This is a genomic window from Ruegeria sp. CF3 (assembly GCF_056537365.1).
Genome location: NZ_JBQFRK010000004.1, coordinates 1 through 14919, shown reverse-complemented (window position 1 = coordinate 14919; position 14919 = coordinate 1). Strand labels below are relative to the sequence as shown.

The following is a 14919-nucleotide window of genomic DNA, read 5'->3' as shown; positions in this document are numbered from 1 at the left end:
AATGCGGTAACATCTGCTCCCAACAAAACGGGGAACCATCAAAATGCTCAAGATACGAAGACTTGCCACACTCGTTTTCACAACCTTCGCGGGGGCCTTGGTTGCAACGATTTCTCCGGCTTTGGCAGACACGGGCAAGCCGAACATCCTGTTCATCATGGCCGACGACGTGGGCTGGGCGAGCCTGAGCAGCTATCATCAGGGCATCAAGAGCATTCAGACCCCGAACCTGGACCAACTGGCGCAAGAAGGCGTCCGTATGACCGATTACTACGCCCAGCCATCCTGTACGGCCGGAAGGTCGGCCTTTATCACCGGGCAACTGCCGATCAGAACCGGCATGCACACGGTAGGGCTGCCGGGTGATCCGGTGGGCCTGTCACCCGATGACCCCACGCTTGCGGTTCTGCTGCGCGATCTAGGGTACCGGACCGGGCAGTTCGGCAAGAACCACCTTGGCGATCTCAACGAATTCCTGCCGACCAACCGGGGTTTTGATGAGTTCTGGGGCTGGCTCTATCACCTGAACGCCATGGAATACTCTGAAGATCCCGACTGGCCGGGCGGCGAAGAATTCAACAACCGGTTCGGCCCGCGTAACGTGCTGCATGCCTGGGCGACCGACACCGAGGATCAAAGCGTCCACCCGCGCTGGGGCAAGGTGGGGTTTCAGAAAATCGAGGATGACGGCCCCCTGCCACGCGAACGTCAGCGGACGGTCGAGAACGAAGTGACCGCGCATACGATCGACTTCATCGAGCGCGCGGTAGAAGACAAAGAGCCGTTCTTTGTCTGGATGGCCCCTGCGCGCGCCCATGTCTGGACACATCTGAGTCCCGAATACGAGGCCATGCTGGGCAACGGGCGCGGCTTGCAGGACGTGATCATGAAGGAACTCGACGACAATGTCGGCAAGGTTCTGGACCGGCTGGAAACCCTTGGCGTGGCGGAGAACACGATTGTCGTCTTCACATCCGACAACGGCCCGGAAACGCTGACTTGGCCCGATGGCGGCACAACCCCGTTCCGGGGTGAAAAGGGTACGACCTGGGAGGGCGGATTCCGGGTGCCCGCGATTATCCGCTGGCCCGGTCAGGTTCCCGCGGCGCAGGTAAAGAACGGCATCTTCGACTCGCTCGACTGGCTGCCGACACTGATTGCGGCCGCCGGCGGCCCCGACGACCTGCCCGAGCGCCTGCGCGAAGGTTATCAGGGCTACAAGGTGCATCTGGACGGATACAACCAACTGAACTTTCTGACAGGGGAGGCTGAAAGCCAGCGCAAGGAGGTCATCTATTATGAACGGACAGACTTGCAGGCCATCCGGTATGGCGACTGGAAGGCGCATTTCGTAGTCCAGAATCACGGCTGGGCGGGGGCCAAGGAAAAGCTGAACGCGCCGCTACTGACCAACCTGCGCCGCGACCCCTATGAAAAGGCCATGGAGGAATCCGGCATGTTCATTCGCTGGATGGGGGACAAGATGTGGGCCTTTGGCCCGGCCAATGCCGTGGTTCGCCAGCATCTTCAGTCTTTCCAGGCATTTCCGCCGCGCGGCATGGCACCGGGCAATGCCGCCGAGGTGGAAGCTCAGATCAACCAGGAAGGCGGCTTGTCGCAATGAGGTCTCTCCTCCTCGTTATTCCCTGTCTTGCAGTGGCGGCCAGCATGGCCGCCGCACCCGCCCGCGCCGAACAGAACCACGCTCTGTCGGACGCGTTGTTCGGCCTGATGATGTCGAATGTCGCCGTGGCGCAGAACCTGGATATCATCGCGGAAATCGACCATTCGCGTCTTGCGGCCGATGTGGGCGAGGAGATGCCGCCGTCGCGAGTCTTGATCTTCTCCGACCCGGCGCTTGATGCCGCGCTGATGGCGATCGACCCGAGGCTGGGGCTGGACCTGCCGCTGCGTATCCTGGCCTATGAAACCAGCCCCGGCGGCGCGAGCAAGCTGCTTTATAGCGACGCTGGCTATCTCGAAAACCGCTATGACGTCACGCTACCGCAGGTACTCAGGGACAACTACAGAGCCGGAACCGAGACCGCGCTTGCTGGTATCGCGCGAGGGGATATTGCAGTACTTGCCGCAGAGGGGTTGGAAGGCGACGGCCTGATCACGCTTGAAAGCCCGCACGGCTTTGACGAAACCCTGCGTCGCTTACGCGATGCGGTGAACGCGCAGGACGACACCGTTTGGTTCGGCGAGGTCGACTTCGACGAACGGGCCAAGACGGTTGGTGTTGCGCTCGAACCGGCGCAACTGCTGCTGTTCGGCGGACCGGGACCGGGTGGCCGCGCCATGTCGGCGGCGCCCAGCCTCGGGCTCGACGCATTCTGCCAGAAGGTTCTGGTCGTGCAGGACGAAGCCGGGAATGTGCGCGTGATCATGAACGATCTTCTGGCCCTCGCCGAGCGCCACACGGTCAGCAAATCTCTGCCGCTGCGCGTGATCAACCGGCGGATACAGAAGACCTTTGCCGCCGCACTGGAGAATTGAGATGGGTGCAAGAAACAAGCTGCAATCCGCATTCCTGCTTGTAACTGCGGCAGGCCTTACCCCTATCGCGCTGTCCTATGGCTTCGCGCCGGGCGCCAGCCTGCCTTGGCTGTTTGGTATCGACGCCGATGGTGTCAACACCCGCCACATCTTTCGCGCGGTGATGGGGCTTTATCTCGCGCTGGTCGGCTTCTGGATCGCAGGCGCGTTTCGGGCAAATCTTCGTATGGCGGCTCTCTGGAGCCTACTAATCTTCATGGCAGGCCTGGCCTTGGGGCGCCTTCTGAGCCTTGTCGTTGACGGGTGGCCACACCCGCTCCTGACTTTCTACATGGTGCTCGAATTCGCCTTTGCCAGTATCGCTTGGCTCTTGTTGTGTAACGTCGAGGGGGATGGTGCAGAGTCAAAGAACTGAGGCCGCTTCATAGAACGATCAATGATCTCAAAAAGTTGGCAACTATGCGTTCCGAGGCAGACTAGGTTGAGGCTCGGTCGAGCGCGTCACACAAATTTCAAAATTCGGGTCCGCCGAGAAACCTGCCATTGACTACACAACTTTGATGGACCGCTTCGTCCCGCAGTTCGTGAGTTAGAACATCTTCCGATAGTGCGCGCGCAGCGAATGCCCGGTCTGGCGGGCCGCACCGCAGCAACCCATATCACCAGTCAATGTCCGGTTTGGGCCGGAGTGGTGGTCTGAAGACCACCTCCCACTCAGGATCCTGTGCCGCCTCCGATGTCTGGTTCGAGCCCAATCTGCAGGTTGCTGCAGAGAGCGCCAATGTCTGAATTGCCGTCGTATCGATAAAGCTCAGCGATGCCGCCCTACTTCCCGACCAGCAGACGCAATGCTAGCGTGACTTCCAACAATTGGAGGGATCACTTTATGGGTATGGAATACGACGACGCCGCGGCGGAGCGATTGGAGGCGGTTTACCTTGGGCCGGACGTAGTTTCTCAAAGAGACGATACCCTTCGAAGGATTTCGGTTCAAAAGGGCGAGCGTGTCTTGGATATTGGAAGCGGCCCCGGCTTTCTCGCGGCTCAAATAGCGGATCAAACAGGACCCGATGGTGAAGTTGTAGGCGTCGACATTTCGGAACAGATGGTAGAGCGCGCAGCGAAACGAAGTGAGCACGATTGGCTAAGCTATCGTTGCGCCGACGCGACCGAACTCCCGTTTGAAGACGGCTACTTCGATGTGGTCGTTAGCACCCAAGTTGCTGAATATGTGCCTGATGTAGCGAAGTTTTGCAGCGAGGTTTTTCGTGTTCTCAAGCCCGGCGGGCGTGCTCTGATCCTTGCGACAGACTGGGAAGGAGTCTGTTGGCATAGCGAGTATCCGGATCGAATGGACAAGGTGCTCAAAGCTTTTGCACCGCATTGCGCCGACAGCAAACTTCCGCGAACGCTTGGTGCTCGTCTTCGCAACGCGGATTTGGTCGTCAATGAGGTGAGCTATTTCTCCATCATAAATACGGACAGGTACGATGGTTGCTATGGGGAAATGGTGGTACCTTTTATTGTGGCTTACGTGAAGGGACAAAAAACTGTTCCAGATGATGAACTGCAGGCGTGGGCAGATGAGCAAGCCTCACTGAATGCACGCGGGGAGCACTTCTTTTCGACTGGTCGGTTTAGTTTCTCTGTAGGGAAACCTTCCGAATCCTGAAGCGGCCATTGGCGCAACCGCAGCGAATTGGCGCTTTGTCCCGCAGACCACCAGTTCGCCGTGCGCTCAATTTTGCAGCCGCAGCGAATGTCTGGTCTGGTGAAGCTGCGCCGCAGCTCTTGACGACAACGGCAAGGGCCGGTTTGGGCCGTCCGCGTAGGTGCGCTGCTGGCTAAATTTGGAACATGCTGCTTTTGGTCCACAATTGCAATGTACCCGACGGCGGTGCCGATGTGGAGTCGGGCGCGTTTCACACCCCCGCGGCGACAGAGGAGTGGTTTCAAATTCTTGCCTGGCCTTGCCGTCAGTCTCAGTCTTGTCACAAAACCGGCCCCTAAATCGTCTTATATCCAAAGCATGCGTTTTGGAGGCATCAGTGGAACGAAACATTCTCTTTGGCGTTGGCGTGTTCGCGATCCTCAACGCCGCCTTGATCTGGGGCGCAACTGAGCTTTGGTACGATAGAACGCCCGGCGTGTCCCAGACGGGTCCTTTGAATCTGCATTTCGCGCGGGATGTTGGCTTGGCTTTCCTGTGCAGTGGACTGACACTCATCTTTGCAGCATATCGTGGTGACAAATCCATAGGCGTTTGTGGTGCGGCATGGCTTGTTTCACATGCGGTGTTTCACATCTGGATATGGATCGTGCGGGGCATGCAGCTGGATCTTGTCGCGCTGACGAATGTTTTGGGAATTCAGGTCCCGGCCGCGCTTGCCCTTTGGGCTGCACTTTCGCTCCCAACCGGGGAGGGGCAAGAATGATCGCGACCCTCCTCAAAAGCAGCTTTCGGAAGTTTGCGACGCGCTACGACTATGACGCGAGGTACATGTCCTACGTCGCGGACACTTCAACATCGGCGGGTCTGCGTTTGTCCCTGTTATCTCTTTATAGTCAGTACAGCGGTGGCCCGAAGGCGCGCAATGCTGCAGCCGGTGCCGCACTGGCATCGACGTTGGATGGGGATTGTGGACCGTGCGTGCAGCTTGTCATCGACATGGCGATCGAGGCTAATGTCCCGGCGGATGATCTGGCCTGCTGCCTGAAAGGGTGCGCAGAAGATGCAGGTGACGTTGGGCTTGGGTTTCGGTTTTCTCAAGCAGCAATTTCTGGCGGGTCGGATCTGGACGCCTTGCGCGCCGAGATTGAGGAAAACTTTGGCAGAAAGGCCCTCATCGCGGCGTCCTTTGCGGCATCAAGCGGCCGGGTGTATCCCGTTCTGAAGCGCGGCTTGGGTTTTGGTCAAACCTGCCTTGACGTCAAAGTCGCGGATGACCGGATTATGGTGGGACGCCAAAAATGAATATGCAGACAGATGTGTTTCAGACGGAGCGCCCCAAGCTAATTTCACTTTGTTATCAGATGCTGGGCGAAACTGCGGGCGCGGAGGACGTCGTTCAGGAAACCTGGCTGAAATGGGCGGCGACGGATCCGGGCCAGATTGAAAACCCGGCGTCCTGGTTGCGGCGGGTGGCCACAAATATCGCCATCGACACACTGCGTTCGGCACGCAAGCAACGCGAGGTCTATGTCGGGCCGTGGTTGCCTGAACCTGTAATCCCCTCTGAAATGGAAGAGAATATATCGCATTTCGAACTCGCACAGGAATGCGAGCTGGCTCTTTTATGGGCGATGGAGCGCCTTAACGAAAAAGAAAGGGCGGCTTTTATCCTGCGAGAAGCTTTTGATGCGAGCTATCCAGAAATTGCACGCACTTTGGGAACAAGCGAGGCGGCTTGCAGGCAGTTGGTAAGCCGTTCTCAAAAGAAGCTACAGGACGCAGGGCCCCGGTTCGACGCGACACCAGAAGAGGTCGCCGCACTTAGCCAACGGTTTTTTCTGGCTGTTGTCGCGGAAGATTTTGACACTGCACTGAACCTGCTGACGCCCGATAGCGTCGCGATTTCAGATGGCGGTGCCAAGCAACGCGCGGCCCGGCGCCCTCTGATCGGACGGGCGGAGATCATCCAGGTGTTTCGCGCGTTGCATGACAAGGCGAAGACAGAACAGGGGTGGGAGACGAAAGCTGCCATCGTGAATGGGAAGCCTGCAATCTTAAGACAAAGGTATGGGCAATTGGACAGCGTCGTTCAGGTGGTCCCTGACAATTTTGGAAAGATCGCATGGATCTTCATGCACAGGAACCCCGAAAAGCTTGGGATCAAAACCCAAACCCTTGATTTAGGAGGAGATAATCATGCTTGAAACGGCTGCAGTACTATTGGTCTTGGTTGGCGCAATGCACAGCTTTGCCGGGGGACCGAGGTTGATCACTCCTTTGCTGCGGCAAAAGGGCTTTCCGGTCATCCTCGGAAGCCAGCGAAATGGGCGTGTCACGCTTTGGTTTGGATGGCACGCCTTGACCCTGTTTTGGTGGGCATTGGCAGCAGTGCTTTTGACGATGAGTGTAGATCAAGATGCGGCGGGCCCGGCGCTCCTCATCTCGCTCGCCTTCGCCTGCGGGATTTGCGGACTGGCAGCTATTGTCGCAACGCGGGGGCGCCATTTGTCCTGGGTCTTGTTCCTGCTTCTTGCCGCAATCCTAGGGGGCACGTTTTTCACATGATCTTCCTTTGGCTTGCCAATGAGAATTCCCCTAACCCCGAAACTTAGACGACAAAGGTTTTTACGATGGATTTTCCCATTCTCTTCGCCGGAGGACTGTCCGCGATATGGTGTCTGGTCCACATCTTCATGGGCGGACCGCAAGTCGCCCGCCCGCTGCTGGCCGCCACTGATCTGGAAAAAAGCGCAAAATACGTGGCCTACTACTGCTGGCATCTTGTCTCAATCAGCCTTGGCATGATGAGCGTGCTCTTTTTGTGGCCTGCGCTTTGGGGTGGAAGCAACGACCTTGCTATTCTCGGTACCGTCATGGCCGCACTCTTTGCAATGTGGGGTATCGGACTTGGGCAGTTCTCAAAATCAGACCTGCGTTTCGCTGAGCTTCCTCAGGGCTGGCTATTTGTCCCCGTAGCCATCCTTGGCGTTTGGGGAAGCCTGATGTGATGCCTTCGCGACTGGCTAACTTTAATCTGATGCGGCGTGATACGTCGGTCGCACCAAACTGAAAGTGGGAGGTCGCGCTGACTGATAGACAGCCGATTTTCAAGTCCGGACTGCATGAACACATCACGATAGGTTTGATCGGCTTTCCAACCATCTGTAGAATTGCCCTTATCAGCAAGACCGCTGAGCGAAGAAGCATGTTGTTGAGACCAATATCCCGAAAGCTCGACAATCTGGGAGTTCACTCAAGCCTTGATTTTGCGTCCGCAGCGAACGACGGGTAAGTGGATGCAGCCGCAGCAACTTGATGAGCAGGTCAATGTCCGGTATGGGCCGTCCACACCTAAGCAAGGTGGGGCCATCGAAAATATGACGCGAACGCTCCGACGTCAGCAAGGAAGCCATAATGACAGGTGCTGCGAGAGGCATGAATGGCGGAAACACGTGCATAGTAACACTTGCAAAGTTCAGACGTATTCCCGATTGTGGACATCTGCGTCAATTGCGGCAAGCGGAATGCCGGATGCTCTGAGTTAAAGTAGTCTGTATTACTGTCACAGCCTGCCTTGCGCAGCCTTTGTCGCGACAGTCATTCCAATTCAGCCATTCAAATCTTGGTTTCCGGGACCCCTAGTCTGCGTAAGTCATCCAGCCATCGGTTGAGGTAATCGTCACTCTCGAACGGCGCATTCCTTGCCTCTTCGATGCTGTAGTTAGGGTTGTCTTCCAAAAATTGGTCGATCATCGTTTTCGCTTCCTCTTCTCGCCCCAACCGCAAGAGTATCGGCGCAAGCGTGCGCCTTAGGCGATCGGGTACCTCGTTCATCTTTTCGATCGAAGCAAGTGCGCCTGCGTAATCCTCCGCAAAATACTGTGCCCATCCCAGATTCCACAGATACCAATCGGGATGATGCGGGTTGATGCGAATGGCCGAAAGCATCCGTTCAACGGCTTCATCGGCGCGTCCGCTATAGACCAGCGGGTCAGTTGAGTTCACGAGGGTTCCTGCAGAATTCGGATTTAGAGAGATAGCCTTGTCATACAGCGTCAACGCCCGGTCGAGATCGCCGCTATACATCGTCACATAAGCCAGAACGGCGTAGCCGGCGAAATCGAGTGGTTCCAGATCAATTGCCTTTCTGGCCATTTCAAAGGCAAGATCGAGCGATTCTTCGCGTGAAAGGTCTTCGCTCCAGCCAAAGCGGTAACCAAAGGAATGAGCCCAGGCAAGTTCGGCATATGCGCCCGCGAAGTTTGGATCTAGCGCAATTGCTTGCTCACTCAGTCGCTGGGCTTGAATATTGTCCATCTTGCTGAATCTAAGCGAGTGTTCCTCAGCACGCCTGGAGAGTTCATAGGCCCCGAGGCTGTCAGTGGGCTGGTGCTTTAACCGGTCATACTCCGCGAGATCGATACTGGTACTCAACGTCGAAGCGACGGTACGGGTAATCTCATCTTGAACGTCAAATATGTCTTGCAGATCGCGGTCATATTGATCGGCCCAGAGATGCTTGCCTGTAGTGGCATCGACTAATTGTGCGTTTGCGCGCAAGCGTTCCCCTGCGATCTGAACACTGCCTTCGACGATGTATCTCACGCCAAGTTCCTGCGCGATCTGCTGCACCTCTGCGGGTTTGTCCTTGTATGAAAAGGTCGAATTACGCGCGATGACAAAAAAGTCGGAGAACCGGGACAGCGCCGTCAGGATGCTCTCACTCAGGCCATCGCTCAGGTAATCCTGGCTCGGATCGTTGTTGAGATTGTCGAAAGCCATAACCGCGATGGACGGCTTACCAGACACAGGCAAATATTGGTCGCCGTTAACGGAAGATATCGCATCCGGGTTCCAAGGCTGCCACCATGCCATGATCCCAAAGAACAGGGCGAGCACGACGCCGATGGCAACTACCAACCGACGTTGTAAAGGCTTTGCTGTATTCCTCACGATGGGTGATACTAAAGTCGTGGCCTTTTCATCAAGCGCTAGCTTGAACACGTGCAGCGGGTCTGCCATGTTCTTGACCTGATGCATCCCCGTATCTTCAATGGTGAGGTCAAGTTTGTCCTTAACCTGATCGAAGACGTTGAACGACATGCAGATGCCGCCCGGTTCGGCCAGGCTTTCCAGTCGAGCGGCGATGTTGACGCCGTCGCCTTGAATGTCGTCCTGATCAACCACGATGTCGCCGACATTGAGCCCTATCCGGTATCGAACCTGAGCGTCGTCCGGTAGGCCTATGTTCTCGATTCCGACATAATGCTGCATTTCGACTGCACATCGAACGGCCTCGACGGCGCTTGCGAATTCGATCAGCAACCCGTCACCCATCAACTTCACAATGCGTCCGCTACGCGCCGATACAATTGGCTCGAATAGACGTTCGCGATGCGTTTTGACGATCTCCAGAGTACCGGCTTCATCATTGCGGATGAGACGGCTGTAGCCAACAACGTCGGCGGCAAGTATCGCGGCGAGGCGGCGTTCCAATTTCCTACCTCCAAAGGTTGAAGACAGGCTAGGCAGAAAGCTACAACTAATCCAGAAACTTTATGACCGTTGATACGTGCTCCTAAAGCTACCTTTGTCAGAGCTACTGCTGGCAGCAGCTATTCCGCTATTTCCCAATTCACAGCCGGCGCGGTGAGGGTCAGTTATCGCAGGTTCGCGCTACGATTTGTGCTCCCGCGTCAGCGACGCTGCGCCAGCGTGTTGGCAACAGAGGAGGGCAAATGCCGCAATGCAATGAAACCAGACACCGGTGTCACTTATCAAAATTCCTGCTTCGTCCGCGATCGGAGATTTCAACGATACCCGGAGTTCGCGCTTGCAGCGAATGACTGCAAATCGGGCTGCGACCGCAGCATCTTGAAGGTAAGGCCAAGGTCCGCAATGGGCCGATCTGCTAACAAGTTGTGGAAAGAAATCACGGTATCACCTTAGATCTCAGCGTTATCGCTCAGATTGAACCAAGTTGGCTATGCTAATTCGCTGATCATCGATTTCAGATGGCGCATGTCGGTACCGCAGCATCCTCCAAATACTTGAATCGACGGATTCTGCTGCGCAATCGCGGCAATCTGTTTACCAAGTTCAATTGGATCGCCTTCGTCCAGCTCATCCGCTTCGTCAAGTTCCGCATGCGAGCAACTCGAAGCGTTCGCCACAAGGCCTCTCAGCCGGGGGTGGTTGCCAATCGCTCCGGCGAAATGGGTAGGGTGAGCGCAGTTGACCATAAAAAACAGCGCCGCCGAGTCGGTTGCCGCGTCGATTTGGTCTATGCCGTCCACAAGTTTGGTTCCGTCTGCCAGGCACCCGTCTGTCTCAACAACCAGAGACATGATGATCGGCAGATCAGCGTCTCGGGCGGCGAGGATGCAACCCGCTGCCTCGCTTGGACGGTTGAATGTATAAGCGGTGACCAGGTCGACGCTTGAGTCTTTCAGGCTTTGCATTTGAGCAGCGTGGTACTGACGTGCATCTTCGATGGGTACCGGCGGGATGTCGGCGTAAGGATCATAACGCGGACCGATACAGGCCGACACCAGTACATCATCGCGAGCGGCAGCTTGGCGCACGTCTTCCATTAGACTGACCGCATCTTTGTTTACTTCGGCGAGCCGCTCTGCATCGTACCCCAGGGGCGCTGCCCGGTCGGCGTTCGCCATCCATGTGGGCGCATCAAGGATGCATCCGACATTCATTTCACGGGCCAGATCGACAAGTGCCTGCATTTGACTGGCCAGTATCACCCTGGTGCCAGGTTCTTCCAGCAATGGAAACGACGCGAAACCGGGAAGCTCAACTCCATGATTGAAAATCAGGTCGGTGCCAGTGCCGGCGTAAACCAGAAAGGTCTTGTTACCTTCGAGTGGGAGCTGTCGCGCCATTCTGATCCACGCCTATTGCCGTTACCTCTGCACAAGAACCCTACTTTGTCTCGGGCCTCCTGTGAACCTTAGGACTGCGACAGGGTGTATTCCGTCACTCTGATCCCCACGCCAGGCCATACACCAGGTCATGTCTCGGTCGAAATCACAAGTGGCGACCGTTGCGCTCTGATAACAGGTGATGCAATCCATACAACCGCCCAGTGCGGGCATCCCGAGTGGCATTTTACGTTTGATTCCGATGCTGAGATGGCCGTGACATGCCGTCGGAAAATGTTGGAAAGCGCGTCGGAAAAAGGATGTATTGTGCTCGGAAACCACTTCGCTTTGCCGTCTATTGGTCGGGTGAAGGCGGACAACGACGCGTTTCGCTGGGAGGACTAGCCCAGATTGTATTTTGATGTGCACGGGTCTGTTGTCGGATGGAGGCTGACGTGAAAGTTCGACGCGCCCCGCAGCATACAGGCAATGATCGGCTAAACTAAATCTCGAACCCATTGGGCTATGTCACATTCCCTTGAATTCTTGTTTCACAAGCTTTCTCTATTCACCATTTTGTGAAAGCCTGAAGCGGTTATGAGTGACAGAGTGTGCAATTTTCAGAAAACAGTGGTTCTTTCTGAACTCCAATCAGCTCTCTTGGACGGAATTTGTGATCACTGCGAGGTGACAAGTTCGGAACTGGCCAAGAGTGGAGAGGTGCTGGAAATATGTGGTCAAGAGTACTGTTTCGATTATGAAACCGGTGTGTCCACGGAGACTGAAATTTTGTTGTGCCCCAGCTGTCACGAGGCAAACCATCTGGACGCGCAGCGACAGCATAACCCTTGCCACATATCTGCAAGACGCAGCCGGGAAAACATGGGTTAGTCGATGGGTTCAGGAGGCGAAGCTTTGGAACGGTTTTTGCAAGAACCATCGCTGGTCCAATTTCGGTAGTCTGACAGACCAAGCTCGTCCCACATCCAGCCGAAATCATACTCAGCCACCGGAGAGCCGGTCTGGCGCGCGCTGCGGTTTTCGATTGTCTTCAGCCAGTCGATGACGTTTTTCCTGCCCGCGGTGCTGCGAATGGCCTGACGCGGGGTCTTGCCATCCAGGGCCGGGATCGGCTGATCAAGCGTGTCACGGTAGTGATGGTCGAGATGTTCGTGGGCAATCTGATGGGCAAGGGCAGGGGGGATGTCCTCTTCTTCTGCCACTTCGCTCTCCAGGCTGTCATCCGCCATCATCTGTTCGGCGGTCTGGATTGATGTCAGCGGAGATTTCACCAGGTCGCCCAGGAGGTCCCGGACCAGGGCTTCGCCGCGTTCAGCGCGCGCTGCAGAGTTCACAGAAAGTGTGAGTGTCCGACCTTTCAGATCTAGGGACCCAAGCACGGAGGCCCCTGACATTGATTTGTCCAACACGAGGCCGGTGCCGTGCTTGGTGCCTGACGGGGTGTCGAGGTCAAGCCAGGTCCAATCCTTCTGGCCTGAGATCACGAGCTCTGCGGACTGTGTTAGCTTCTCAGATACCTGGCTTTGCGTCACTTTGCTGGCGAGGGGGAAGCGCATGTCGTGAAAGAGCAGGTTGTCGCCATCGCTGTTGCTGATTTGTGGTGGTTCCGGATCCAGCAGGTTCGGCAGATGTGCGAAGAGCCAGGCATTGGTGAAGAGGGGTGCGGAACGGTGCAGCTGATCCTGTGTCAGCCTCAGTTCAACGTCTGGGTTCAATTTCAACACGGAGCGGAGCCCATCCTCAAACAACGCGACGGTGCCCGGCTCGAAGGGAAGCAGCGCCCCCGAGATCACATTGTGATCGCCTTGGATGATAACCCGAGCTGCAATGCGATCCCATCGCTGCAGCATCTGCGTCGCGCTGTGTTCCCGGACGGTGACCGGCTCTGCGTCTGAAAGCAGGTCCTTCAGCACTATGGATTTTCCGGGGTCTATCTCGCTCACCTCATAAAGGCTGACCGGCGCGTCCCGCAATCCTTTGATATAGGCGCGGGATTGCGCACTCTCCTTGGAACCGCTTGCTTTCAGATAGGCATCTGCAGCGTTTTCGGCGTCCGGTCCGAATGTCCTGCCCAGCAAGTCTTCAAGGCCACCGCCCCACAGGACCATTGGCCAGTCATCGCCCAGCAGGTCGCCCAAATCCTCGAAATCGAGATCAAAGGCTTCGAGACTTGGCAGAAAATGCTCGTCCAACACACCCGCGAGCCGCTCGTGCCAAATCTCGTCACGGGTGATAAACCGAATGAACCCACCAAGATCGTTCCCCGTTGTCATTTTCAGCTTCTCCCTGTTTACCGGACAGAGGCGATCTAGCGCAGATTGCAACCGCCAGCCAGACCACAAGCTTGTGCCGAACTGCGTTACATAGAGGGTCTCGTCACGGCGAAGGCTATGTCTTTGGCTCCCGCCCAAAAAGCTCTGTGAAAAGTTCTTTGGATCGATGCAGGCCTTGATCGGTCAACACCACCGATTTTGCCTTCCCAACCGGATCCAGGATCAACCCTTTGCGGTGCAAGCGGTCAAGCGCATCCCAGTCAAATCCCTTCCACGCACGACGCTCGTCATGCAGCGTCAACCAGAGCAGCGCCAGGACAGCCTCATCCACCTTGTTCTCATCTATGTCCATGCACACAGCGGACGCCACAAAGGCTGGGCGCGTCAACCCCGATCCGGCGCCTGGAGGGACTGCAAAGGTCTTCAGCCAGCCTACGGTGCGACCAGATCGATAAGGCCGGGTGAAACCCGTGCCGCCTCACATCACGGGTATGAATCGCTCCCGGAGAATAGATATCGCAATGTCATTGGACAGCTGGGCTGTGCCAAGCAATACTGGAAGCATGGAGCTGACAGACACCACACCTGTCCACCTGATCCATGTGGACCCGGACGTCAACATGGCACGGTTCTACGGAATAGAGTTGCAGTCGACCTTATTCGGGGAAGTGTCCGTTCTTCGCACCTGGGGACGTATTGGCACAAACGGGCAAGCCATGATGGTTACGTATGATGACGAAGCCCAGGCTGCTGATGCGCTTCATAAACTTGAAAAACAAAAACGTCGCCGAGGCTATATTCCGGTCGGAGCATAGGTGTTTGATCCCATGGTTGGATGATGCGGCCATATTCAATGGAATGGTGTGCAGCGAGGCATGTATGAAAGCACCGCATCGGAGGTTCTTTCAACATGGCAAAACAACGCTAAAGATGCCAAGCCAGCGTGATATTGTTCAGGGCTTGTTGCTATCGATCCAGCGGGACATCAGAGTGCGATCCCGAAAGCACTCGTCCGGAACAGGACTGCGCTTGATCCGGGCGATGCGTTCCGCAAATGCCACCTGCTTCGAGCTTGGCCTTGTATCGCGAACGCGAGGTGCTGATCTCTGCGTGTCGATCCATTGGCTCATCGCGCGCCGATCTTGCTGGATTTCCCAGGGCAAAACGACGTTTTGTTGCTCTGCCAACTTGCGTGCATAGGCAAGTTGCTTTGCCGTTGCTGGCAGTGCTGTCTGTGTCTCTGAAATGGCAGTTTCGGACATAAGTTTTTCCCCTTGGCAGCTTAGCAAAAGAATAGAACAAAAGGAGTTCAAAAGCAATCATATTGTGGGTGCTTAACGTAAGTATACTAAATATAGTGTTTCTGTCGGCGCAGGATAACACGCGTGCTTTTGTTTTCTGACAAGACCACGCAAACGGTGAATTGAGACCCGCGCGCGGCGCGCGGTTCACATTGATTATTGGACAGGGCAGGGGATCGACGCGCTAAAGCGCGCTCACCCCGGCCCTGGCATTGTCCAATAGTGGGTCTGCTGTGACCGGCAGGCCGGTCCCATCATCCCGATCCGCCCGCATCCTG

The 14919-nt window shown here is 56.1% G+C and carries 16 protein-coding genes; 11 read left to right on the top strand and 5 right to left on the bottom strand.

Going from position 1 to position 14919, the window contains the following annotated elements; genetic code table 11:
• The first annotated feature begins 43 nt into the window (after positions 1–43).
• The 9 genes from ACR0KC_RS14525 (at position 44) to ACR0KC_RS14485 (ending at position 7179) form a co-directional block, all read left to right on the top strand.
• A complete protein-coding gene (locus ACR0KC_RS14525) occupies positions 44–1624 on the top strand; it encodes an arylsulfatase (protein ID WP_480796344.1) in 1581 nt (526 codons plus the stop codon).
• A gap of 44 nt (positions 1625–1668) precedes the next feature.
• Positions 1669–2499 carry a DUF302 domain-containing protein gene (locus tag ACR0KC_RS14520; RefSeq protein WP_480791278.1) on the top strand — a complete coding sequence of 277 codons (831 nt, stop codon included), beginning with the start codon at positions 1669–1671 and terminating at the stop codon, positions 2497–2499.
• A gap of 1 nt (position 2500) precedes the next feature.
• Complete coding sequence (locus tag ACR0KC_RS14515; protein ID WP_480791279.1) at positions 2501–2914, top strand: DUF4345 domain-containing protein; 414 nt, start codon at positions 2501–2503, stop codon at positions 2912–2914.
• A gap of 471 nt (positions 2915–3385) precedes the next feature.
• Positions 3386–4171, top strand: a complete 786-nt coding sequence (locus ACR0KC_RS14510; protein WP_480796343.1) for a class I SAM-dependent methyltransferase — start codon at positions 3386–3388, stop codon at positions 4169–4171.
• Positions 4172–4547: 376 nt separating this feature from the next.
• A complete protein-coding gene (locus ACR0KC_RS14505) occupies positions 4548–4934 on the top strand; it encodes a hypothetical protein (protein ID WP_480791281.1) in 387 nt (128 codons plus the stop codon).
• Complete coding sequence (locus ACR0KC_RS14500) at positions 4931–5473, top strand: hypothetical protein (protein ID WP_475220228.1); 543 nt, start codon at positions 4931–4933, stop codon at positions 5471–5473. Before ACR0KC_RS14505 ends, ACR0KC_RS14500 begins: the two co-directional genes overlap by 4 nt.
• Positions 5470–6375 (top strand): RNA polymerase sigma factor SigJ, encoded by a 906-nt coding sequence (sigJ, locus tag ACR0KC_RS14495; protein ID WP_480791282.1) that lies wholly within the window; start codon positions 5470–5472, stop codon positions 6373–6375. Before ACR0KC_RS14500 ends, sigJ begins: the two co-directional genes overlap by 4 nt.
• The gene (locus ACR0KC_RS14490; protein ID WP_480791283.1) at positions 6368–6736 is read left to right on the top strand and encodes a hypothetical protein; all 369 of its coding nucleotides are present in this window, start codon (positions 6368–6370) and stop codon (positions 6734–6736) included. The genes sigJ and ACR0KC_RS14490 overlap by 8 nt, the downstream gene beginning before the upstream one ends.
• A 65-nt stretch (positions 6737–6801) precedes the next feature.
• On the top strand, positions 6802–7179 hold the full coding sequence (locus tag ACR0KC_RS14485; protein WP_480791284.1) for a hypothetical protein: 378 nt from the start codon (positions 6802–6804) through the stop codon (positions 7177–7179).
• Between the two features lie 607 nt (positions 7180–7786).
• Here the strand turns inward: ACR0KC_RS14485 and ACR0KC_RS14480 are convergent.
• Both ACR0KC_RS14480 and ACR0KC_RS14475 read right to left on the bottom strand, forming a co-directional pair.
• On the bottom strand, positions 7787–9667 hold the full coding sequence (locus tag ACR0KC_RS14480) for an adenylate/guanylate cyclase domain-containing protein (protein WP_480791285.1): 1881 nt from the start codon (positions 9665–9667) through the stop codon (positions 7787–7789).
• Between the two features lie 488 nt (positions 9668–10155).
• Positions 10156–11067 carry a homocysteine S-methyltransferase family protein gene (locus tag ACR0KC_RS14475; RefSeq protein WP_480791286.1) on the bottom strand — a complete coding sequence of 304 codons (912 nt, stop codon included), beginning with the start codon at positions 11065–11067 and terminating at the stop codon, positions 10156–10158.
• A gap of 84 nt (positions 11068–11151) precedes the next feature.
• Between ACR0KC_RS14475 and ACR0KC_RS14470 the strand changes: the two genes are divergently transcribed.
• Positions 11152–11451 (top strand): MBL fold metallo-hydrolase, encoded by a 300-nt coding sequence (locus ACR0KC_RS14470; protein ID WP_480791287.1) that lies wholly within the window; start codon positions 11152–11154, stop codon positions 11449–11451.
• A gap of 482 nt (positions 11452–11933) precedes the next feature.
• On the opposite strand, the gene ACR0KC_RS14465 is transcribed toward ACR0KC_RS14470, so the two are convergent.
• Entirely contained in the window at positions 11934–13340 is a 1407-nt protein-coding gene (locus ACR0KC_RS14465; protein ID WP_480791288.1) for a DUF7986 domain-containing protein, read from the bottom strand.
• Between the two features lie 115 nt (positions 13341–13455).
• Positions 13456–13671: a DUF6429 family protein gene (locus ACR0KC_RS14460; protein WP_480796342.1), complete on the bottom strand. Its 216-nt coding sequence runs from the start codon at positions 13669–13671 to the stop codon at positions 13456–13458.
• Between the two features lie 190 nt (positions 13672–13861).
• Here ACR0KC_RS14460 and ACR0KC_RS14455 point away from each other — a divergent pair, with 190 nt between their 5' ends.
• On the top strand, positions 13862–14155 hold the full coding sequence (locus ACR0KC_RS14455) for a WGR domain-containing protein (protein ID WP_480791289.1): 294 nt from the start codon (positions 13862–13864) through the stop codon (positions 14153–14155).
• A gap of 138 nt (positions 14156–14293) precedes the next feature.
• On the opposite strand, the gene ACR0KC_RS14450 is transcribed toward ACR0KC_RS14455, so the two are convergent.
• A complete protein-coding gene (locus ACR0KC_RS14450; RefSeq protein WP_170424915.1) occupies positions 14294–14602 on the bottom strand; it encodes a hypothetical protein in 309 nt (102 codons plus the stop codon).
• Positions 14603–14919: the final 317 nt, after the last annotated feature.